At 59.2% G+C, this 19704-nt stretch carries 16 protein-coding genes; 9 read left to right on the top strand and 7 right to left on the bottom strand.

The genetic code is table 11. The annotated features are described in order from the left end of the window. Nucleotides 1–5: 5 nt before the first annotated feature. Nucleotides 6–536, bottom strand: coding sequence for an endonuclease SmrB (gene smrB / locus ACL2XQ_RS18375; protein ID WP_410014172.1), 531 nt, complete (start codon nucleotides 534–536; stop codon nucleotides 6–8). A 205-nt stretch (nucleotides 537–741) separates the two neighbouring features. Here smrB and prmB point away from each other — a divergent pair, with 205 nt between their 5' ends. The 7 genes from prmB to ACL2XQ_RS18340 all read left to right on the top strand — a co-directional run bounded on the left by prmB (nucleotide 742) and on the right by ACL2XQ_RS18340 (nucleotide 7812). Continuing rightward, nucleotides 742–1674 carry a 50S ribosomal protein L3 N(5)-glutamine methyltransferase gene (gene prmB / locus ACL2XQ_RS18370; RefSeq protein WP_413727931.1) on the top strand — a complete coding sequence of 311 codons (933 nt, stop codon included), beginning with the start codon at nucleotides 742–744 and terminating at the stop codon, nucleotides 1672–1674. A 37-nt stretch (nucleotides 1675–1711) separates the two neighbouring features. Continuing rightward, nucleotides 1712–2797 (top strand): chorismate synthase, encoded by a 1086-nt coding sequence (gene aroC / locus ACL2XQ_RS18365; protein ID WP_410014174.1) that lies wholly within the window; start codon nucleotides 1712–1714, stop codon nucleotides 2795–2797. Between the two features lie 4 nt (nucleotides 2798–2801). Continuing rightward, nucleotides 2802–3632 (top strand): penicillin-insensitive murein endopeptidase, encoded by an 831-nt coding sequence (mepA, locus tag ACL2XQ_RS18360; RefSeq protein ID WP_413728754.1) that lies wholly within the window; start codon nucleotides 2802–2804, stop codon nucleotides 3630–3632. A gap of 105 nt (nucleotides 3633–3737) precedes the next feature. Beyond that, on the top strand, nucleotides 3738–4535 hold the full coding sequence (locus ACL2XQ_RS18355; protein ID WP_410014175.1) for a sulfite exporter TauE/SafE family protein: 798 nt from the start codon (nucleotides 3738–3740) through the stop codon (nucleotides 4533–4535). A 16-nt stretch (nucleotides 4536–4551) separates the two neighbouring features. Continuing rightward, nucleotides 4552–5127, top strand: a complete 576-nt coding sequence (locus ACL2XQ_RS18350) for an elongation factor P hydroxylase (protein ID WP_410014176.1) — start codon at nucleotides 4552–4554, stop codon at nucleotides 5125–5127. 9 nt (nucleotides 5128–5136) lie between these two features. Further along, nucleotides 5137–5433: a YfcL family protein gene (locus ACL2XQ_RS18345; protein WP_410014177.1), complete on the top strand. Its 297-nt coding sequence runs from the start codon at nucleotides 5137–5139 to the stop codon at nucleotides 5431–5433. A gap of 306 nt (nucleotides 5434–5739) precedes the next feature. After that, a complete protein-coding gene (locus ACL2XQ_RS18340; RefSeq protein WP_413740531.1) occupies nucleotides 5740–7812 on the top strand; it encodes a TonB-dependent copper receptor in 2073 nt (690 codons plus the stop codon). Between the two features lie 69 nt (nucleotides 7813–7881). Here ACL2XQ_RS18340 and ACL2XQ_RS18335 read toward each other — a convergent pair whose 3' ends face one another. From ACL2XQ_RS18335 to mnmC, 4 genes are all read right to left on the bottom strand, one after another. Then, nucleotides 7882–8955, bottom strand: coding sequence for a porin (locus ACL2XQ_RS18335; protein ID WP_413727933.1), 1074 nt, complete (start codon nucleotides 8953–8955; stop codon nucleotides 7882–7884). 121 nt (nucleotides 8956–9076) lie between these two features. Continuing rightward, entirely contained in the window at nucleotides 9077–10627 is a 1551-nt protein-coding gene (locus ACL2XQ_RS18330) for a glycoside hydrolase 43 family protein (protein ID WP_413727934.1), read from the bottom strand. A 51-nt stretch (nucleotides 10628–10678) separates the two neighbouring features. After that, nucleotides 10679–12112 carry a glycoside-pentoside-hexuronide (GPH):cation symporter gene (locus tag ACL2XQ_RS18325; RefSeq protein ID WP_413728756.1) on the bottom strand — a complete coding sequence of 478 codons (1434 nt, stop codon included), beginning with the start codon at nucleotides 12110–12112 and terminating at the stop codon, nucleotides 10679–10681. Nucleotides 12113–12687: 575 nt separating this feature from the next. Further along, complete coding sequence (mnmC, locus tag ACL2XQ_RS18320; RefSeq protein WP_413739537.1) at nucleotides 12688–14706, bottom strand: bifunctional tRNA (5-methylaminomethyl-2-thiouridine)(34)-methyltransferase MnmD/FAD-dependent 5-carboxymethylaminomethyl-2-thiouridine(34) oxidoreductase MnmC; 2019 nt, start codon at nucleotides 14704–14706, stop codon at nucleotides 12688–12690. A gap of 155 nt (nucleotides 14707–14861) precedes the next feature. Here mnmC and fabB point away from each other — a divergent pair, with 155 nt between their 5' ends. Beyond that, nucleotides 14862–16073 carry a beta-ketoacyl-ACP synthase I gene (gene fabB, locus ACL2XQ_RS18315; protein WP_413739536.1) on the top strand — a complete coding sequence of 404 codons (1212 nt, stop codon included), beginning with the start codon at nucleotides 14862–14864 and terminating at the stop codon, nucleotides 16071–16073. A 134-nt stretch (nucleotides 16074–16207) separates the two neighbouring features. On the opposite strand, the gene flk is transcribed toward fabB, so the two are convergent. Together flk and ACL2XQ_RS18305 are read right to left on the bottom strand one after the other, a co-directional pair. Then, complete coding sequence (gene flk, locus ACL2XQ_RS18310) at nucleotides 16208–17242, bottom strand: flagella biosynthesis regulator Flk (RefSeq protein ID WP_413739535.1); 1035 nt, start codon at nucleotides 17240–17242, stop codon at nucleotides 16208–16210. A 130-nt stretch (nucleotides 17243–17372) separates the two neighbouring features. Beyond that, entirely contained in the window at nucleotides 17373–18275 is a 903-nt protein-coding gene (locus tag ACL2XQ_RS18305) for a DMT family transporter (RefSeq protein ID WP_410014181.1), read from the bottom strand. A gap of 222 nt (nucleotides 18276–18497) precedes the next feature. Between ACL2XQ_RS18305 and pdxB the strand changes: the two genes are divergently transcribed. Beyond that, on the top strand, nucleotides 18498–19634 hold the full coding sequence (gene pdxB / locus ACL2XQ_RS18300) for a 4-phosphoerythronate dehydrogenase PdxB (protein ID WP_410014182.1): 1137 nt from the start codon (nucleotides 18498–18500) through the stop codon (nucleotides 19632–19634). Nucleotides 19635–19704 lie beyond the last annotated feature (70 nt).

The raw sequence follows: 19704 nt of genomic DNA, 5'->3' as shown, positions 1-19704 counted from the left end.
GCGCGTTATGCGCTAAGTTCAATCAGGACCAGCAGCGCCGCGTCGCCGCCGAAGTTTTTCGGCGCCTGGTGGAAGCCCAGCACATCGGGGTGCTGGGCCAGCCATAACGGCGTTTGCTGTTTCAGGATATGTTTACCGTGGCCGTGCATGACGCAGGCGCAGTGCACATGTTCCCGCCGGCAGGCGGCAATCAACGCCCCCAGTTCCTCTTTAGCCTGCGCCTGGGTCAGCCCGTGCAGGTCGAGGAACAGCTCGGGGGTATAATCCCCGCGCCGCAGTTTTTTCACCTCATAGGGACTGGCGTCCGGGCGTACATAACGCGCCGGCCCTTCACTGTCCAGCAACGGCTGGAACTCATCGGAAAAATAAAAACTGGCGTCCACCTGTTCCTGCATCAAGCGCCGGGCGGGCAGGACGGCCCTGCTGCGGCGCGGCTTGGGGGGCTTGACGGTATCTTGGCGCAACGGGCGTGTACCGGCGATGGATTCCCGGAACAGATGGCGTTCTTCATCGGCCAGTTGGTATCTTTTTTTCATTCCCTGCTCTGCGTTTGCTGCTTTTATGCAAGTTTACCCCGTCTTGTCATTTTCCGGCGAAATTTTCCATTTCCGGCGCCATTTTCCCCCAGCGGTAAAAAATGTCGGCCATCACGCGGCATGACGGGGCGATGCCTGCTGCTTTGTCGTGCGCTTCATGGCAAACTATGTCCTTAGAACCGCATCATGCCCTGGGGTGAAATAATTGGACAAAATTTTTGTGGATGAGGCCGTCGCCGAACTGCACAGTATTCAGGATCTGCTGCGCTGGACGGTCAGCCGTTTTAACGCCGCGCAGATTTTCTACGGTCACGGCACCGACAATCCCTGGGACGAGGCGTTGCAGCTGGTATTGCCCAGCCTGTTCCTGCCGCTGGACCTGCCGAAGGACATGTATGGGTCGCGGCTGACGTCCAGCGAGCGCTACCGCATCGTGGAGCGGGTGGTGCGCCGGATAAATGAACGTATCCCGGTGCCTTACCTTACCAACAAAGCCTGGTTTTGCGGCCTGGAATTCTATGTGGATGAACGGGTGCTGATCCCCCGTTCGCCCATCGGCGAGCTTATCGACGATCGCTACCGCGACCTGCTGCCGCATCCGCCCGGCCATATCCTGGATATGTGCACCGGCAGCGGCTGTATCGCCATTGCCAGCGCCTTTGCCTTTCCGGAGGCGGAAGTGGATGCGGTGGATATTTCCGCCGACGTTCTGGCGGTGGCCGAGCACAATATCCAGGCGTATGGACTCGACGAACGGGTCACTCCGCTGCGTTCCGATCTGTTTCGCGAACTGCCGGCCCTGCGCTACGATCTGATTGTCACCAATCCTCCCTATGTGGATGAAGAGGATATGAACGACCTGCCGCAGGAGTTCCACGCCGAGCCGGTGCTGGGGCTGGCGGCGGGCCGCGACGGCCTGAAGCTGGTGCGCCGCATCTTGGCCTGCGCGCCGCAGTACCTGAATGACGACGGCGTGCTGATCTGCGAAGTGGGCAACAGCATGGTGCATCTGATCGAGCAGTTCCCCGACGTCCCGTTTAACTGGCTGACGTTTGACCACGGCGGCGAGGGGGTATTCTCACTGACCCGCGAACAGCTTGTGGCCTGTAGCGATTGCTTTACAATATTCCAGGATTAACCGGTATGCGTGTTAACACATTGAGAGAGGCGTCCTGATGGCAGGGAATAGTATCGGCCAATTATTTCGCGTCACCACCTTCGGTGAATCACATGGGGTGGCGCTGGGGTGCGTCGTCGACGGCGTGCCGCCTGGCCTGCCCCTGACCGAGGCAGACCTGCAGCAGGACCTGGACCGGCGCAAGCCCGGCACCTCGCGCTATACCACCCAGCGGCGCGAGGCGGATCAGGTGAAGATCCTGTCCGGCGTGTTCGAGGGGGTGACGACCGGCACCAGCATCGGCCTGTTGATTGAAAACACCGATCAGCGCTCGCAGGACTACAGCGCCATCAAGGATGTGTTCCGTCCCGGCCATGCCGATTACACCTACGAGGTGAAATACGGCGTGCGCGATTATCGCGGCGGCGGCCGCTCGTCGGCGCGGGAAACCGCCATGCGGGTGGCGGCGGGTGCGATTGCCAAAAAATACCTGGCGCAAAAATTCGGCGTGACGGTGCGCGGCTACCTGGCGCAGATGGGCGACATCGCCTGCGAGCTGAAAGACTGGGACCAGGTCGGGCAAAATCCGTTTTTCTGTCCCGATCCGGACCGGCTGGAGGCGTTGGACGAACTGATGCGCGCCCTGAAGAAAGAGGGCGACTCCATCGGCGCCAAAGTCACGGTGGTGGCGGAACATGTGCCCGCGGGCCTTGGCGAGCCGGTGTTCGACCGTCTGGACGCCGATTTGGCCCATGCCCTCATGAGCATTAACGCGGTGAAGGGCGTGGAAATCGGCGACGGCTTTGCGGTGGTGGCCAAGCGGGGAAGTGAAAACCGCGACGAAATCACGCCGCGGGGATTTACCAGCAACCATGCCGGCGGCGTATTGGGGGGCATCAGCAGCGGCCAGGCGATACTCGCCCATCTGGCACTGAAACCCACTTCCAGCATCATGGTGCCTGGCCAGACCATTAACCGCGCCGGCGAGCAGGTGGAAATGGTGACGCGCGGCCGCCATGACCCCTGCGTGGGCATCCGGGCGGTGCCCATCGCCGAGGCGATGATGGCGATGGTATTAATGGACCACTTCCTGCGCCAGCGCGCGCAGTGCGGCGATGTCAACTCAACCCTTCCTCAGTGGTAATATGATGCGGCAATGGATAGTCGGATTACTGGCCCTGGCCTCCGTCCAGGTGTTTGCGGCGCCAACGCCGTGGCAGAGCATCAATCATCCGGTTCCCGGACCGGCGCAGGCCATCGGCGAGTTCGCCAACGGCTGCATTATCGGCGCGCAGCCGCTGCAGCTGCAGGCGGCCAACTACCAGGTCTTGCGCCCGGATCAGCGGCGCTTTTACGGCCATCCCGATCTGCTGATGTTTATCCTGCGCCTGAGCAATCAGATCCGCCATCTCAACCTGGGCGACGTGCTGCTGGTGGGCGATATGGCCATGCCCGCGGGCGGGCGTTTCGGCAGCGGCCACGCCAGCCATCAGTCGGGCCTGGACGTGGATATCTGGCTGCAGCTGCCGCGCCAGCGCTGGACGGCGCAGCAGTTGCTCAAACCGCAGCCCCTGGATCTGGTGACGGCTAACGGCCGCGATGTTAATCCGGCGGTATGGCAGCCGCAAACCGCGATGCTGATCAAACTGGCCGCCGAAGACAGCGAGGTCACGCGGATTTTTGTCAGCCCGGCGATTAAAAAGCAGCTGTGCCGGGTGGCGGGCGAGGATCGCGGCTGGCTGACCAAGGTACGTCCGTGGTTTGGCCATCGCGCCCATATGCACGTGCGCCTGCGCTGTCCCGCCGACAGCCTGGAATGCCGTGAGCAGGCGCCGCCGCCCGCCGGCGACGGCTGCGGCGCCGAGCTTGACAGCTGGTTCCTGCCGCCGAAACCGGGCGTGCCGCCGGTGAAAAAAACGCCGCCGCCGCTGCCGGCATCCTGTCAGGCGCTATTGGATCGCCATCTGATCACGCAATAACCGACGCCGCCGCGGGCCGGGGAGCGTCCGGCACGGGTGCCGGTTGGCGCCGCCCGGCTTCATGCCGGGCGGGTATGGTTTTTTTACCACTGGATTCATTCATTCATGGATTGGTTAGCGGTTTCCCCGCTGGTGTTTGCCTTGTTGTTTTTCGTCAGCATGCTGGCGGGGTTTATCGACTCCATTGCCGGCGGCGGCGGGTTAATTACCCTGCCGGTGCTGCTGGCGGCGGGATTGTCGCCGGCGCAGACGCTGGGCACCAACAAACTGCAGTCGGTGGGCGGTTCCTTCTCCGCCAGTCTTTATTTTGTGCGCCAGCGGGCGGTGGATATCGGCAACCAGAAGCTGACCATCGCCATGACGTTTATCGGCTCGATGACCGGCGCGATACTGATCCAGCATCTGCGCGCCGACCTGTTGCGCCAGGTATTGCCGCTGCTGGTGATAGGCATCGGCTTGTATTTTCTGCTGATGCCGCATATCGGCGAGGACGATCGCAAGCGCCGCCTGTCCGCCTGGCCGTTTGCGCTGGTGGCCGGGTGTGGCGTCGGCTTTTATGACGGGTTTTTCGGCCCCGGCGCCGGCTCTTTTTATGCGCTGGCCTACGTGACGCTGTGCGGCTTTAACCTGGCGAAATCCACGGCCCATGCCAAGGTGCTTAACTTCACCTCCAATCTGGGCGGACTGCTGCTGTTTATCTTTGCCGGCAAGGTGGTGTGGAGCGTGGGCGTCGTCATGCTGGCCGGGCAAATCCTGGGCGCGCGCCTGGGCGCCCGCATGGTGCTGACCAAGGGGCAACGGCTGATACGCCCGACCATCGTGGTGGTATCGCTCCTGATGAGCCTGAAACTTTTGTACGATAGCCATGGCGCGGCGATTGCGCTCTGGCTGTCTTCATTGTGATAACCGAACCGAGATTATGTCTAGCGAAACCCATGATGTTCAGCACCTGATCGCCTTGTTCGACGGCTGTTTTGCCGACACGCTTAACACCCGGCTAATCAGGGGCGACGACGAACCCATTTACCTGCCGGCCGATGGGGATCTGCCTTTTCACCGCATTGTTTTTGCCCATGGCTATTACGCCAGCGCCATGCATGAAATCTCCCATTGGTGTATCGCCGGCGCCAGGCGCCGGCTAATGGTGGATTTTGGCTATTGGTACTGCCCGGACGGGCGCGACGACACCACGCAGCGCCAGTTCGAGCAGGTGGAAATCAAGCCCCAGGCCCTGGAATGGCTATTTTGTGCGGCGGCGGGGTTTCCCTTCAATGTCAGCTGCGATAATCTCAATGGCGATAGCGAGCCGGACCGTATCGCGTTCCAGCGCTTGGTGCATGGGCAGGTCATCCGCTATCTCGACCAGGGTATTCCTGACCGTGCGGCCTGTTTTATCCAGGCGTTGCATGCGTTTTACCATACCCCGCCGTTAACGCGGAGCCAGTTCCGTTCCCCGGTCGCGATAGATGCCGCCCCGACGTTGCATAATGAATGAGGACATTCGATGATCGTAACTTTTGAAACGCGTATCCTGGCGTTAATTGACGATATGGTGGAGCATGCCACCGACGATGAATTATTTGCCGGCGGCTATTTGCGCGGCCACCTGACGCTGGCGGTCGCCGAAGCGGAGGAAAATAACGAGCATACCCTTGAAGCGCTGCACGATCGGGTACAGGCCTGCCTGGCCAAGGCTATCGGCAATGGTGAACTGTCGCCGCCGGATCAGGTGCTGGTGCTGGGCATGTGGCACCGGCTGTATGAACAGGCCAAAGCCGTACCAACGATAAACGAAATTTAAGTTATCACACGCCATCCTGGCCTATCACGTACAATCCGGCATTAACGTGATGGACGTTTTTCAGGCTGATGGCGCCAATTTACAGACCTTGTTACAGTAGCATTTGCGGCGTTATTTCCTGCGGCTCGCCGCGTGAACGCCCGTGTATCCCTGCCGCGCGTACCGCCGGCACATACCCGTTCCCCCCTGAATCACGCCAACGCGCCATCCCCTTCCGCCGGACATTAACAGGCCTGGCCGTCCGCGCCGGTAGTACCCTTACCTCCGTCTTATCAGGAAGCAGAAACTCAATCACAAGGAACGATGATGTCTGGCTACCCCATACACCCTAAAGACACCTGTCCGCCGCGCCGTCTGACCGGCCTGATACCGTTATTTACCCTGGTGGCGGCCCACCACGCCGTCGCCCATACTGTGCCCGCGCCGTCCGCCGCCGCGCCGTCGGTCATCGCCGACAGCGATGTGATAACGGTAACCGCGCCATTGCATTCCCCGCTGATCGTCGTCACGTCCCCTAAGACGCCGCGCCAGCCGTTGCCGGCCAGCGATGGCGCCGGTTACCTTAAAACCATTCCCGGCTTCGCCCAGATCCGCAACGGCGGCACCAACGGCGATCCGGTTTTTCGCGGCATGTTCGGATCCAGGCTGAAAATACTCGCCGACGGCGCGGAAATCCTCGGTACCTGCCCAAGCCGCATGGATGCGCCGACCGCCTATATCTCCCCGGAAAGCTATGATGTCCTGACCCTGGTCAAAGGCCCGCAAACCGTTCTGTGGGGGCCGGGCTCCTCGGCGGGCACCCTGCGTTTCGAACGCGTCTTTCCGCATTTCGATAAGGCCGGCGTAAAAACCCAGCTTGGCCTGCTGGCGGGATCCAACGGCCGCCGGGATGAAACTGTCCAGGCCGCCGTGGGCAATGCGCTGGGCTATATGCAACTGTCCGCCAACCAGTCTCGCGCCGGCGACTATCGCGACGGCGCGGGACGGCGCGTGCCCTCGCGCTGGGATAAATGGAACGGCGATCTGGCGCTGGGCTGGACGCCGGATGACGCCACCCGGATGGAGCTGACCATGGGCCGCGGCAACGGCGAGGCCAGTTATGCGGGCCGGGGCATGGACGGCGCGCAAATCAAACGCGAAAGCCTGGGCGCGCGCTTTGAGAAAACCGGTATCGGTGATGTGCTGGACCGGGTCGAGGCCCAGCTCTACTACAGCTATGCCAATCATGTCATGGACAACACCAGCCTGCGCTCTCCCGTGCAGCAGCCGGCCGCCGCCGGCTGCTGCAAGATGCGCGCACGCCAGGGGCCGCCAAACGCCGCCCGGCGCAGTAACCCGGATCGCCGCACCCTGGGGGGGCGCGCCGCCGGCACCTGGCTGTGGACCGATTTCCAGCTGCAGTCCGGCGCGGACATGCAAACCAACACGCATCGCGTCAAAAAAAGCACCGGCTGGGACCGGGATGCGCGTTTTCAGGATTACGGCGTGTTCAGCGAGCTGACCTGGCATGCCTCCGGGCATAACCGTATTATCGGCGGCGCGCGCCTCGATCGCAGCCTGGCGGACAAATACGATGATACTGGGTCGCGGTCGCGCGCCGCAATCCTGCCCGCGGGCTTTATCCGTTACGAGCAGCAGCTGAGCGCGCCGCTGCTGTGGTATGCGGGCATAGGTTATACCGAACGTTTTCCGGATTATTGGGAATTATTCAAACCCAAAGCCGGACCGCGGCCGGGATCCGATCCCTTTGCCGCGCTGAAAAGTGAAAAAACCACCCAGATCGATGCCGGCTGGCACTACGTGAATGGCGGTTTTAACGGGTGGCTGTCCGGTTATGCCGGACGGGTGGATGATTTTATTTTAGTCAAATACGACCCGAACAATGCCTACGGCAGCCAGGCGGTCAATATCAGCGCCCATATCATGGGCGCGGAGCTGGGCATGGGGTATCGGCTGGCCGAACACTGGAAAACCGACGCCAGCCTTGCCTGGTCGTGGGGCAAAAATACCCGCGACGGGCGTCCGTTGCCGCAGATGCCGCCGCTGGACGCCCGTGCCGGACTGACCTATGAACGGCAACGCTTTAGCAGCACCGCGCTATGGCGCGTGGTCAGCGCCCAGCGCCGCATCGCCGCCAACCAGGGCAATGCGGCGGGTAAGGATTTTGCCGCCAGCCCCGGCTTCGGCGTCCTGTCGGCCAATGTGGCCTACAGATTAACCAAAGGCATCAAGCTCAGCAGCGGCGTCGACAATATCCTCGACAAGCGCTACAGCGAGCACCTCAACCTGGCGGGCAACAGCGGCTTCGGCTACGCGGCCGATAGGCCGATTACCGAGCCGGGCAGGACCCTGTGGGGCAGGGTGAATATGGTGTTCTAGCCGCCGGAGGGCGGGGCAAAAAACCGGCCGTGCTTTGGGCACGACCGGCGGCATAAAACATGAAAACGGTTAAAACCGGTAGCTGAGCCCCAGGCCGAAGACATCATCGGCCGCGATGGACATTGGATTATCATCTTTTAACAAGTTGATTTTATAGTCTGCATAGACCGACATGTTTTTATTGAAGAAATAGGTCAGGCCCAGATCGGCGTATTTGATCAGGTCAACATCTCCATAACCCTCAATCTGTTTGCCTTTCGATTGAAAATAACCTATTTCCGGCTGTAGGCCGAAATCGAACAGATATTGTGCCACCGCCTCCATATTCTGTGCCTTATTGGCCATGCCGATAGAACCTATGGGCGCCATATTGTGCGTTTCGGAATAAAGAGTGGCCAGGTACAGGCTGTGGGCATTATATTTTAGGCCCGTAGCCCAATTTTCCGCTTTGTCGCCCCGGCCATAGGCAAGTTGTTGCTGCGCCTTGGTGCGATTAGACACTGAATACGCGCCCAGTATGGCACCGCCCCAGTCAAAAGTATAAGAGGAAGAAAAACCGTAACCATCACCATTCGCCTTGGTCGCCATGCGTGCGTCGTTAGAGTTTTCATCATTGGCACCTTGGTATTGCACCGCAAATTTCAATCCATCGGCCAGACCGAAAAAATTGTTATTACGATAGGTCAAGAGGCCGGTTGAACGACCGCTCATAAAACTGTCTGAATAACTGTAGGTCAAATCGTCAAATATCGCCGCAATATCTGTGATGGAAGCGACGTCATACAGCACCCCCCAATTCCGTCCATAATCCAGAGAGCCAAAATTGCTCCATTTCAGGCCAGCAAAGCCCAGGCGGGTTTTATTGCCCGATAAGGCGTCACTGCCGCCCTCGGTGTGATTGGTCTGAACATTATATTCCCATTGACCATAACCAGTAAGCTGGTCATTAATCTGGGTCTGCCCTTTGAATCCGAAGCGGATATAACTGTTATCACCATCGCTGCCAGTGTAATTACTAAAATAATGCCGCGCTTGCACACTGCCGTAAAAATCGAGCTTGTTAGCATCCTTATTATAAATTTCCGCTGCCGACAGATAAGGCGCGGCGAGAATAATCACAGTTGCTGCCATTGTTTTATTCATTGTTTATTTTCTCATATAATGATTATTGGAGTTGCTGCGTTTTAAAACAATAGTTCCCCTGAGAGGGAGAAATTAACGTTCTCCCCCTTCGCATCATGCTGCTTGAACTTAAGGTGGCGCGTTAAACCGCCGCGCTAACGGTAAAGAATGAAAAATTGGCCGTGCCGGCCTGGCCGTCTCCTTTATTGCGCGCCACGGCAAACAAACCGGCTTTTGCTCCTACCCATTTCCCCGGACCGGCGGCAAATGCGGTGGGCAGCAAGGTAAAAGCCTGGCCATCAGCGCCGTAGGAAAACGTACAGATGGCATCCCGCCTGACGGTAATGCGCAAATAGAGCGGCGTGGCGTCCGGCCAGGGTACCAGGTCGCGCTTGGAGATATTGACCTCGCCGCCATCGCCCCGCCAGCCTGTATCCCAGGTCAGGCAATACCGGCCTTGGGACCGCTGCACACTGAGGGCGGCGTAACGTTCGCCATAGATAATAATGCCGGCCTGCTCGCCGTCATGGCGTAGGTCCGCCGTCATGCGGGTGGTAAGGGTAAATTCCCGGGCGGGGAATTTCTGCAGCAAGAGATTGGCAGCATCATAGAGCGAAGGCTGGCCGTCGCGCAGCGGCAGGTGTTCGCAGGCTAAGTGGAGGCCCCGGTTATCCAGGCTCGCCCAGTAGGGCTGGGGATTGGCCTGCCACTGCCATTGCAAGCCCGGACGGGCCGATAAGAAATCATCCGACGTGCGCGGTTCACAGGGCGCGCGGGAAAGAGCGGTTGCAGGTTTTACCCAACGTTCCACGGGTTCGCCGCAGGCGATCACCGGCCAGTCATCCACCCAGCGCAGGGGTTGCAGATGAACCAGGCGGCCATAGGTCCCGGCGTCCTGAAAATGCATAAACCAGCTTTCGCCATTATCAAGCTCCACCCAGCCGCCCTGATGCGGACCGTTGACTGCGGTATTGCCCTGGCTCAAGATTTTTCTTGCTTCATAAGGACCCTGGATGCTGCGCGCGCGCAGCACCGCCTGCCAGCCGGTGGCCACGCCGCCGGCCGGGGCGAAGATATAATACCAGCCGTGGCGCTTGTACAGTTTAGGCCCTTCAAGGGTCGGCAAGTCGGCGCTGCCGTCATAAAGCGCTTGTCCTTCGTCCAGCAGGGTCTGGCCATCCGGCGACATGGCGCACAGCTGCAGCCGATGTTTTATGCCGCTACGGCTATAAGCAAAGGCATGAACCAACCATGCCCGGCCGTCGTCGTCCCAGAAGGGGCAGGGATCGATCCAGCCTTTAGCCTGTTTCAGACAGTGCGGCGCTGACCATTCTCCCAGCGGGTCGGTTGTTCGGCACATAAAAATGCCCTCGTCAGGTGTGCTGAAAAACACCCAAAACAGGCCGGCGTGATAGCGGATGCTTGGCGCCCAAACTCCTTTCCCCGGCTGAAAGGCGTCATACCCCGGCAATGCCAGGCACGGTAATACATGGTTAACGATTTGCCAGTTGACCAGGTCGGTGGAGTGCAGGATCGGCAGCCCGGGCATATGATTAAAACTGGAGGCCACCAGATAAAAATCATCTCCGACGCGTACAATGTCCGGGTCCGAATAATCGGCATGTAGCACTGGATTCTGATAAGTTCCGTCACCCCGATCGGGGCGCCACGGGGAAAGCTCATTGTCATGCATGATTAATGTCCTTTGACGAAGATAAATGTCGCCGCGACGCAGTACCGCCCATTAAAGGCGATTCGCCAGCGGCTCGTCACCGGTAATAATGATATCGCCGGCCGCGGCCTGCGGTATCAGCTGGCGCTGCGCCAGGTCCGCCTGGATATTTGCCATGGTTTTATCATCGAGCTTATAGAAACGGGTCAGCCAATATAAGACCAGGTAAGACAGGCTGGGGCCGACGGTCAGCAAACCGATGATGCCGGTGGTGGCCAGAGCGCTTTGTGTCGTCGATCCGGCCTGGTAGCCAAACCAACCCAGGGAAAATCCCACCAGCGCGCCCGCCACCGCCATGCCCAGTTTCAGCGCGAACAAATTGCCGGAGAAAGAAAGGGCGGTTATGCGCCGGCCGGTTTTCCATTCACCGTAATCCGCGGCATTGGCCATCATATTCCATTTAAAGGGCTGATACATTTGATGGAAAAAGCCAATCAGGAAATAAAGCGGGAACACGACGCTTAGCCATTTCGGCGGCATAAAGAACATAATCACGCCGGTGAGAACCAACAGTAAATTAATGTTTTTAAACATGCTGACCGCATTAAAGCGTTTAGCGAAAAAGCCGGCTGCCATTGCGCCGAGAATGGTGCCTACGACGCTGGTGGTAATAAACGCCGTTTTCATCGCCGTGCCTGTCAGGTCGGAATGCTGCGGATCAAGCATTAGGTAAGTGGCGTAATAGAGCGTGGCGGCGCTGCGCATGACGCCGGCCATGCTGGAAAAGAACGTGATGATGGCCACGATGCGCCACTGATCGTTGGATAGCAGATTTTTTAGATCGCTTAATACGGTTTCATTGCCGCGTGCCTGCGGGTTGATTTGTTCCTGGGTAGTAAAAAAACAGATAAACAGCATAATGACCGCGAGGACACCCATGACCGCCATCGTACATTGATAGCCCAGTTGTTTATTTCCTTTGCCGAACCAGTCCACCAGCCATAATGTGCCGATGGAAACCACCAAACCCGCCGCCGATGAAATGGTAAAACGATAGGATTGGGCGGAAAGGCGATCTTTTTCATCCGAAGTGATGACCCCGCCGAGAGAGCAATAAGGAATATTGATAAAGGTATAGAACAGCATTAACAGCGTATAGGTAATATAGGCATAGACTAGTTTGCCGGTGCCGGTGAGTTCGGGCGTGGTAAAAGTGAGCACCGCAATAACGGCATATGGAACGGCAAACCATACCAGCCAGGGCCGGAAATGTCCCCATCGGGTGCGTACCCGATCCGCTAATAAGCCTGTCAGCGGATCCGATACTGCATCTAAAATACGGGTTACCAGGAACATAATGCCGACCGCGGCCGCTGATATACCATATATATCCGTGTAAAAATAAGTCAGAAACATGGTTACCGACGAATAAACGATGCCACATGCGGCATCTCCCATGCCAAAACCCATTTTTTGCCAAACCGTGAGTTTTTTTATTCTTATCATCATTCATCTCCAGTTAAATGAAAAATCATCTTTTTAGCGCCGCCATTTTATGGATTATTAACAACTGCAACTATTGTAAATTTATGTATGAGCATTATGATTTTTGTTAAATGAGATTATTATCACAAATCGCATGCATCCAGGTAGGTGCGATTTTATGAAAATTAATAAAATAAAATATTAAAAATCAATACGTTATGATTATTCTTGCGGTTATAGTTATTGGTCCTTTAACTTTTGGAGAAAAATCATCCCACGGGTAGAATCAACATTCTATGGACGCTTAAATGTGATATTGATCACACTATAAAGGAGGATTACGCACAAGATATCATACCAATTGTAAAAGCATTCATTTCTCAGAGGTGTAATAGGTATAACAACAGTCGCCATTTTAACCGCCTGCGCCCGGCGTAAAACCGGTCCCCGGCAGAATGGGTATGAGTTTTGGGTGGGGTTTTAATCATGGATTCATCCGCAGGATAATTTCTATTTTGGTAAATATCATTCACCCAGAGAAATATCAGTATTCATTTAACCGGGTGAATATAATATCTTCTTTTACCGAAGTGGATTTATATTTCACGCCCCTTTAACACTTTACGCAGCCAAAAACGATTGGGACTTAATGCCGCCGACTGCGCCAGGCTTAGCGGCAGTGGCTCGCCGAATATCTGGCCGGCCAGGATCTCCGCCGCCAAGGGGGCGGTGCATAAACCGCGCGACCCCAGGCCGCCCAGCATAAACAGATTGGCATACACCGGCGCGTCCGCCACCGCCTCGCCGGCCAGCAGGCGTCCGGGCAGATCGCCATACGCGCGTTGGGTGGCGGCAAAATCCGGCACGCCGCCGAGCATGGGCAGATGATCCCTGGCGCTGCTGCGTATGCTGGCGCGTGCCTCGCCGGCGCTGACATCAACGCACTGTGCCCAGGATTGCCCGGGCAGGCAGGCGATTAACCGGTCGCGGTTGGCCCGCTGCTCATCGGGGCGGTAAGTCATGTCCTCGTCGTCGCGCCGGGCGCTGGCGCCCAGGCAGTGGGTGCGAAAGCCGGGGCTTGCGGGCGTCAGGTAACCGTCATAACACAGCACCTGCTTCAAGGTCCGCAGTGCCGGCTGGTCGGGAACATAGCTGACCTGCCCGCGCACGCTGGTCAACGGCAGCGGGGCGGTAATCGGCCATTGCAGCATGCGGTGCCCGGCGGCCAGCACCACCGTGGCATGGCGGGCCTGGCGCCCCGCGCCGAAATCCAGCAACCAATCGTCCGCGCCGGCGTTTAATCCCCGCACCTCATGGCCGTAGTGCACCGCCATGCCGCGGGACTGCGCGCGCGCGATGATGCCGGCGGTGAATTGGGCGGGGTTGAGCCAGCCTCCCAGCGGATAGGTGACCCCGCCGCTGCCGGTGGCAAGCCCGGTCAGCGCGGGCATGTCTTCGCAGGCCACCGCGCTGATGAGCTGCGCGGGCCAGTCCGTGGCCAGGATTTGCCGCAGCTTGCGCCGGGATCGGTCGTCATAGGCCAGTTGCGTGACGCCGCACCACTGGTGCTCAAAGATGACCCCCTGGCGTGCGCACTCCTGGTAATAGTGGTGCGCGAAAGGAAAAGCGATAGCAAAAAACTGCGCCAGCTCGTCATCCTCATTATTCAGCAGTGGATATAAGGCGCCCTGGCGATTGCCTGACGCCCCCTGGGCCGGGCCGCTATCGGCGCAATAAAGAGTCACCCGCGACCCGCGGCGCTGCAGGGCCTCCGCCGCCAGGGCGCCGGCAATTCCCCCGCCGATAATCGCCACCTCAAGCGGGTCGCGCGCGGGGCGCCGGACGTACCAGGGCGCGCGCGGCGCTGTCGCCAGCGGCGCGGCCAGGCTGCCGGCCAGCATTTCCCGCTTGCGGCCGAAACCCGGCGGCTTAAGGACGGTAAATCCCGCCTGGCGCAGGCCGCGCCGCACAAATCCCGCGGCGGTAAAGGTGGCGAAGGTCCCCTGCGGCGCGGCGAATCGCACCATGGCATGAAACAAGGCTTCGCTCCACATGCCGGCGTTTTTCGCCGGGGCGAAGCCGTCCAGGAACCACGCATCCACCCGGCCGGACAGGCTGTCGTCCAGAAGCGGCAGCAACGCGTTGATCTCGCCGTACCATAAATCCAGCGTGACGGCGCCGTCCGCCAGGATCAGCCGGTGGCAACCGGGCGTCGGCAACGGCCAAAGGCTGCGCAGCCCGGCGGCATAGCTGGCCAGCTCCGGCCAGCGCGCGTGGGCCTGCGCCATATCCTCGATTTTCAGGGGGAACTGCTCGAAGCTGATAAAGTGCAGGCGTCGCAGCGGCGCGTCGGGCCGCCGCCGTCTGAACTGGTCAAAGGCCTGCCACAGCGCCAGAAAGTTAAGTCCGGTGCCGAAGCCGGTTTCCGCCACCACCAACGATGCCCGCGTATGTTGTGCAAACCGCTCCGGCAGTCCGTTGCCGGCTAAAAAAACATAGCGGGTTTCTTCCAGTCCATCCTGGCTGGAAAAGTAGATGTCATCAAACTGTCGGGATACAGGTGTACCGTCTTCATTCCAATTAAGGATGGCGTTGCGGATAGGCGCGCGATTCACGGCGTAAGGCTCTTTTGTCAAGAAATGTTGAGATTTTAACGAGGTGTGCTTTGCGGCGCAAATTTTGCAAACTTCGTCTGATCGGACTTGTTCAGCGTACAACTGTACGCTAAAGTGCGTCACAGAATCTTATATATAAATACAAGAGGTATTAAATGAAACGTGCAGTGATTACCGGCCTGGGGATCTTATCGAGTATTGGTAATGACCAGAAAGAAGTCCTGGCATCTCTGCAACAAGGCCGCTCCGGAATCACTTTTTCCCAGGAATTGAAAGATTCCGGTATGCGCAGCCATGTGTGGGGGGATATTAAACTTGATACTAACGGGCTGATCGATCGTAAAATTGCGCGCTTCATGAGTGATGCCTCCATTTATGCCTACCTTTCCATGGAGCAGGCTATCCAGGATTCCGGGCTAAGCCCCGAGCAGGTTTCCAACGATCGCACCGGCCTCATCGTCGGTTCCGGCGGCGGCTCGCCGCGCAACCAGGTTGCCGGTTCCGACGGCATGCGTGCGCGCGGCCTGCGCGGCGTCGGCCCCTATATGGTCACCAAGGCCATGGCTTCCGGCGTGTCCGCCTGCCTGGCGACGCCGTTTAAAATCCGTGGCGTCAACTATTCCATCAGCTCCGCCTGCTCCACCTCCGCGCACTGTATCGGCAACGCGGTGGAAATGATCCAACTGGGCAAGCAGGACGTGGTGTTTGCCGGCGGCGGCGAGGAATTGTGCTGGGAAATGGCCTGCGAATTCGACGCCATGGGCGCGCTGTCTACCCGCTATAACGAGACCCCGGCCAGGGCGTCCCGTACCTATGACGTCAATCGCGACGGTTTCGTCATCGCCGGCGGTGGCGGTATCGTCGTGGTGGAAGAATTGGAACACGCGCTGGCGCGCGGCGCGCATATCTATGGCGAAATTATCGGGTACGGCGCCAACTCCGACGGCGCCGACATGGTGGCGCCTTCCGGGGAAGGGGCTATCCGCTGCATGCAGATGGCGCTGAAAGACGTCGATACCCCGATCGATTACCTCAACGTACACGGCACCTCCACGCCGGTGGGCGATGTCAAGGAACTGTGGGCCATCCGTGAAACCTTCGGCAGCCAGCAGCCGGCGTTTTCCTCCACCAAAGCCATGACCGGCCACTCCCTGGGCGCGGCGGGGGTGCATGAAACCATCTATACCCTGCTGATGCTGGAGCATAACTTCATCGCGCCGAGCATTAATATCGATGAGCTCGATCCGCAGGCCGAAGGCATGAATGTCATCACCGTACCCACCGAGCGGCGCCTGAACACGGTAATGACCAACAGTTTCGGGTTCGGCGGCACCAATGCCACCCTGGTCATGCGCAAGTATCTCTAACGGGGTGATGCCTTTGGGCGTGCGTCAGGCAACGTCTATCGGGCATGCGGAAATATCCTTTCCCTGGCCGTAATAAAAAAACCATCCTGCCGGCGTGTCCGCATGCAGGATGGTTTTTTTGTCGGCCAATCAGCTCAGATCAGGATCCAGATCAGCAACAGAACCCCGGCCACGGCAATCGCCATGATCCAGCGCGAGCGGATGGTTTTTGCCGCCGGCGTCATCGGCTCGGTGGCGATAAGCGGGCTCATGGCCGGCTGTAGCAGACGGGCGTCGGGGGTTTGATGCTGGCTTTGCGTGCGGGTAAGGCGATAGATAAACAGGAACTGCATTACCGCGCCCACCTGCGCCGGCGTCAGCACGCTCTGGGGCAGCGCGTTGAAATGCTGTTGGCAGTACGCTTCTATTGCCTGCTGTTCATCGCTATTGGTCGGCTGTTTCAGGGTGGCCTGCACCGATGCCAGGGTAGGGGAGGCCTGCTGCGACAGCGTCATATGTCCCTGCAGAAATTGCATCAGCAGCTGGAAATGGCGCGCCGGGATAGGATCGCCCGCTTTCAGGCCCATCATGGTCATCACGCTTTGCCAGATTTCCGCCGGGGATTCGCCGGTGACCGCCGCCAGGCGGGTAATCTGCTGGTTCAGGGCATGATGTTCGGCCGGCAGCAGCGTGCGATCGGTAATGGCGGACTGCTGTGGCTGCGGGATATTCAGCTGGCCGTTTTGCAGTAACGCCACCACCTGCAGCAACTGCTCGGGGCCAAGCTGGCTTAGCACGGTATGACCATATTCCCGGCGAATAAAATCACTGACCGCCTGGCGGTTGTTACCCTGGGGCAGCAGTTCGGTGAGCTGTTGCATAAGTTGGCGCCCGGCGTGGGTTTGCTGTGCCTGGCCCAGCCTGGTTTGCAGCAGCTGTTCGGCGGGCTGGAAATGGCCCGCCGTCAGCTCGCCGTCGTTGGCGATATTCAATTGATGGCGCAATGCGGCCCAGATCTCCGGGGCCTTGCTGTTGCTTAACGCCATGATCTTGATAATCAGACGCTCCAGGGCGGTGCGTTGCGCCGTGGTCAGCGGCTTTTCACTCTCCGGCCCTAAAGGTGCGCTGCCCGCGGCGCCATGGGGCGGATCGCCCTGTAAAGGTGTACCGGGGCCACTTACAGGTTGCATATGACTCATCCTTTAGCATAGGGCGCTGTCGTCCAGCCCGGCCATAGCAACTGCGTTATGGCATCGTGCGCTCAGATCAACAATGCGGCGAATGATAACAAGCCGCCGTGGCTTGCGGTAGCGGCACGCGTCAGGAAGGCATTTTCTGCTCTTTACCTGGCCTGCGTATCAGGGGAATGCGCAGCCGTTGTGCCAATATAACTCCCAACAGTGTAATCCCACCGCCGACGACGTGATAGCTGTGCAGTCGCTCATGTAAAAAAAGTACCGCGATGGCGGCGGTAAACAGCGGCGCCAGGTTCATAAATATCGACGCGGTATTGGCACCCAGCCGCATTACCCCCTGGATCCACAGGTAAGGCGCGATCAGGGACGCGGCGATACCGGCAAAGATCACCAGCGGAATATTGCGCGCGGTCAGGCCAACGTCCGGCGCCAGCAGGAACCCCGGCAGCAGGAGCAGCACGCCGAACGCCACCTGGATATAAAGCGATTGCCAATTGGGCAGCGGTATCGTCCAGCGCCGGGTCAGTACCCCGTACAGGGCATAGGACGCGGATGCGCCTATCATCATCAGCTCGCCGCCGCCCATGCCGTGGCTCAGCAGCACCCGCGGATGCCCCGCGCTGACCAGCCAGACCAGGCCGCCGAACGAGAGCAGGGTGCCCAGCAAGACGCCCAGCGTCGGCACGGCGCGCAGCAGCAGGATACTCAATAGCACCGTCAGCAGCGGAATCAGCGAATTCAGTATCCCCATAAACAGTGCGCTCACGCTGTGCGCGGCATAATAAGCCAGGCTTTGGTACAACACCATGCCCAGCAGGCCAAGCACCAGCAGGCGCCAGCCCTGGGCGCGCACGACGCGGCGGTTGCGCAGCACGCCGGGCAGGACAAAGGGCGTCAGTATCACCAGGGCCACCAGCCAACGGTAAAAGGAAATCGCCGCCGGGTCGATGGCGCTGGCGGACATTTTGCTGACGATGGCGTTGACCGACCAGATCAGCACGGCCAGCAGGGGATAAAAAATAGTCATGCGACGGTCCTTTTAACGTCAATCCGCCATGATACGGTTCTCAGAGTAGCCTGGCGGATAAAAGGGTTTTTCTTAGGGCATCCTAAACATAAGCGGGCAATAATAATACGGTATTAATATGTTGTGCCAATCCCGTGCGCGATAGCATTGGGATTTTTCCCCGTTCGGTGGCAAAATATTCCCCCTTTTTAACACGCAGGCCGCTGGCTTCCGGAGTCGGATGTGAAAATACTGGTCGATGAAAACATGCCCTATGCCCACGAATTGTTCAGCCGGTTGGGCGAGGTCGTGCCGGTTGCCGGACGCCAGCTGTCGGCCGCAGCGCTTGCGGGCGCCGATGCGCTGATGGTGCGCTCGGTCACTCAGGTTAACGCCGGGCTCCTGGCCGGCAGCGGCGTGAAATTCGTCGGCACGGCGACCGCGGGCACCGATCATGTGGATGAAGCCTGGCTGGAGCAGGCCGGCATCGCTTTTTCCGCCGCGCCGGGTTGTAATGCCGTCGCGGTGGTGGAGTATGTTTTTTCCTCCCTGCTGATGCTGGCGGAGCGCGACGGCTTTTCCCTGCGTGATAAAACCGTCGGCATTATCGGCGCAGGCAACGTGGGTGGGCGGCTCGATCGCCGCCTTAAGGCGCTGGGCATCCGCACCCTGTTGTGCGATCCCCCGCGCGCCGATCGGGGCGATGACGGGGATTTCCATCCGCTGGCAACCCTGGTGCGCGAGGCGGACGTGCTGACGTTCCATACCCCCTTGAACATGTCCGGGCCTTATCGCACCTGGCATCAGGTGGATGCGGAACTGCTGGCGGCGCTGCCCGACGGCCGTATTTTAATCAATGCCTGCCGCGGCGCGGTGGTGGATAACGCCGCGCTGCTGGCCGCCCTGGAGCACGGGAAAAAAATGCGCGCCGTGCTTGACGTCTGGGAACCGGAGCCGGCGCTGTCGCCATCGCTGCTGTCTCGTGTCGATATCGGCACGCCGCATATTGCAGGCTATACGCTCGAAGGCAAGGCGCGCGGCACCACCCAGGTTTTCGAGGCATACAGCGCTTTTCTCGGCACGCCGCTGCGGGCGCCGCTCGGCGAGCTGTTGCCCCGGCCGTCGGTAGAGCGGGTACGGTTACACGGCGGCCTTGACGAGGCGATGCTCCGCCAGTTGGTCCATCTGGTGTATGATGTGCGCCGCGATGATGCGTCCCTGCGCCGGGTGGCGGCCATGCCGGGAGAATTCGACCGGCTGCGCAGGCAGTACCATGACCGACGCGAATGGTCGTCGCTGTGTGTTGAAAGCGATGACGCCGCGGCGGCGGCGACGCTGCGCGAACTCGGTTTTAACGCCCTGCTGGCCGGCGCCCGCTAGACACCCGACCGTACCTATACCCTAACGTGAAGTATGGCGGGTATAACCTTATTGCGCGGGCAGGCTCTGC

It is taken from the genome of Sodalis sp. RH14 (assembly GCF_047324285.1).
GTDB lineage: Bacteria > Pseudomonadota > Gammaproteobacteria > Enterobacterales > Enterobacteriaceae > Acerihabitans.
Note: the sequence above shows the minus strand (reverse complement) of the source record. Positions and strands in the feature narration are given on the sequence as shown.

Coding starts and splice junctions, on each gene's coding strand:
- smrB (WP_410014172.1), bottom strand. CDS start 536: ATGAAAAAAAGATACCAACTGGCCGATGAAGAACGCCATCTGTTCCGG.
- ACL2XQ_RS18305 (WP_410014181.1), bottom strand. CDS start 18,275: ATGACTATTTTTTATCCCCTGCTGGCCGTGCTGATCTGGTCGGTCAAC.
- ACL2XQ_RS18355 (WP_410014175.1), top strand. CDS start 3,738: ATGGATTGGTTAGCGGTTTCCCCGCTGGTGTTTGCCTTGTTGTTTTTC.
- fabB (WP_413739536.1), top strand. CDS start 14,862: ATGAAACGTGCAGTGATTACCGGCCTGGGGATCTTATCGAGTATTGGT.
- ACL2XQ_RS18340 (WP_413740531.1), top strand. CDS start 5,740: ATGTCTGGCTACCCCATACACCCTAAAGACACCTGTCCGCCGCGCCGT.
- mepA (WP_413728754.1), top strand. CDS start 2,802: ATGCGGCAATGGATAGTCGGATTACTGGCCCTGGCCTCCGTCCAGGTG.
- ACL2XQ_RS18330 (WP_413727934.1), bottom strand. CDS start 10,627: ATGCATGACAATGAGCTTTCCCCGTGGCGCCCCGATCGGGGTGACGGA.
- aroC (WP_410014174.1), top strand. CDS start 1,712: ATGGCAGGGAATAGTATCGGCCAATTATTTCGCGTCACCACCTTCGGT.
- ACL2XQ_RS18335 (WP_413727933.1), bottom strand. CDS start 8,955: ATGAATAAAACAATGGCAGCAACTGTGATTATTCTCGCCGCGCCTTAT.
- ACL2XQ_RS18325 (WP_413728756.1), bottom strand. CDS start 12,112: ATGATAAGAATAAAAAAACTCACGGTTTGGCAAAAAATGGGTTTTGGC.
- ACL2XQ_RS18345 (WP_410014177.1), top strand. CDS start 5,137: ATGATCGTAACTTTTGAAACGCGTATCCTGGCGTTAATTGACGATATG.
- ACL2XQ_RS18350 (WP_410014176.1), top strand. CDS start 4,552: ATGTCTAGCGAAACCCATGATGTTCAGCACCTGATCGCCTTGTTCGAC.
- flk (WP_413739535.1), bottom strand. CDS start 17,242: ATGCAACCTGTAAGTGGCCCCGGTACACCTTTACAGGGCGATCCGCCC.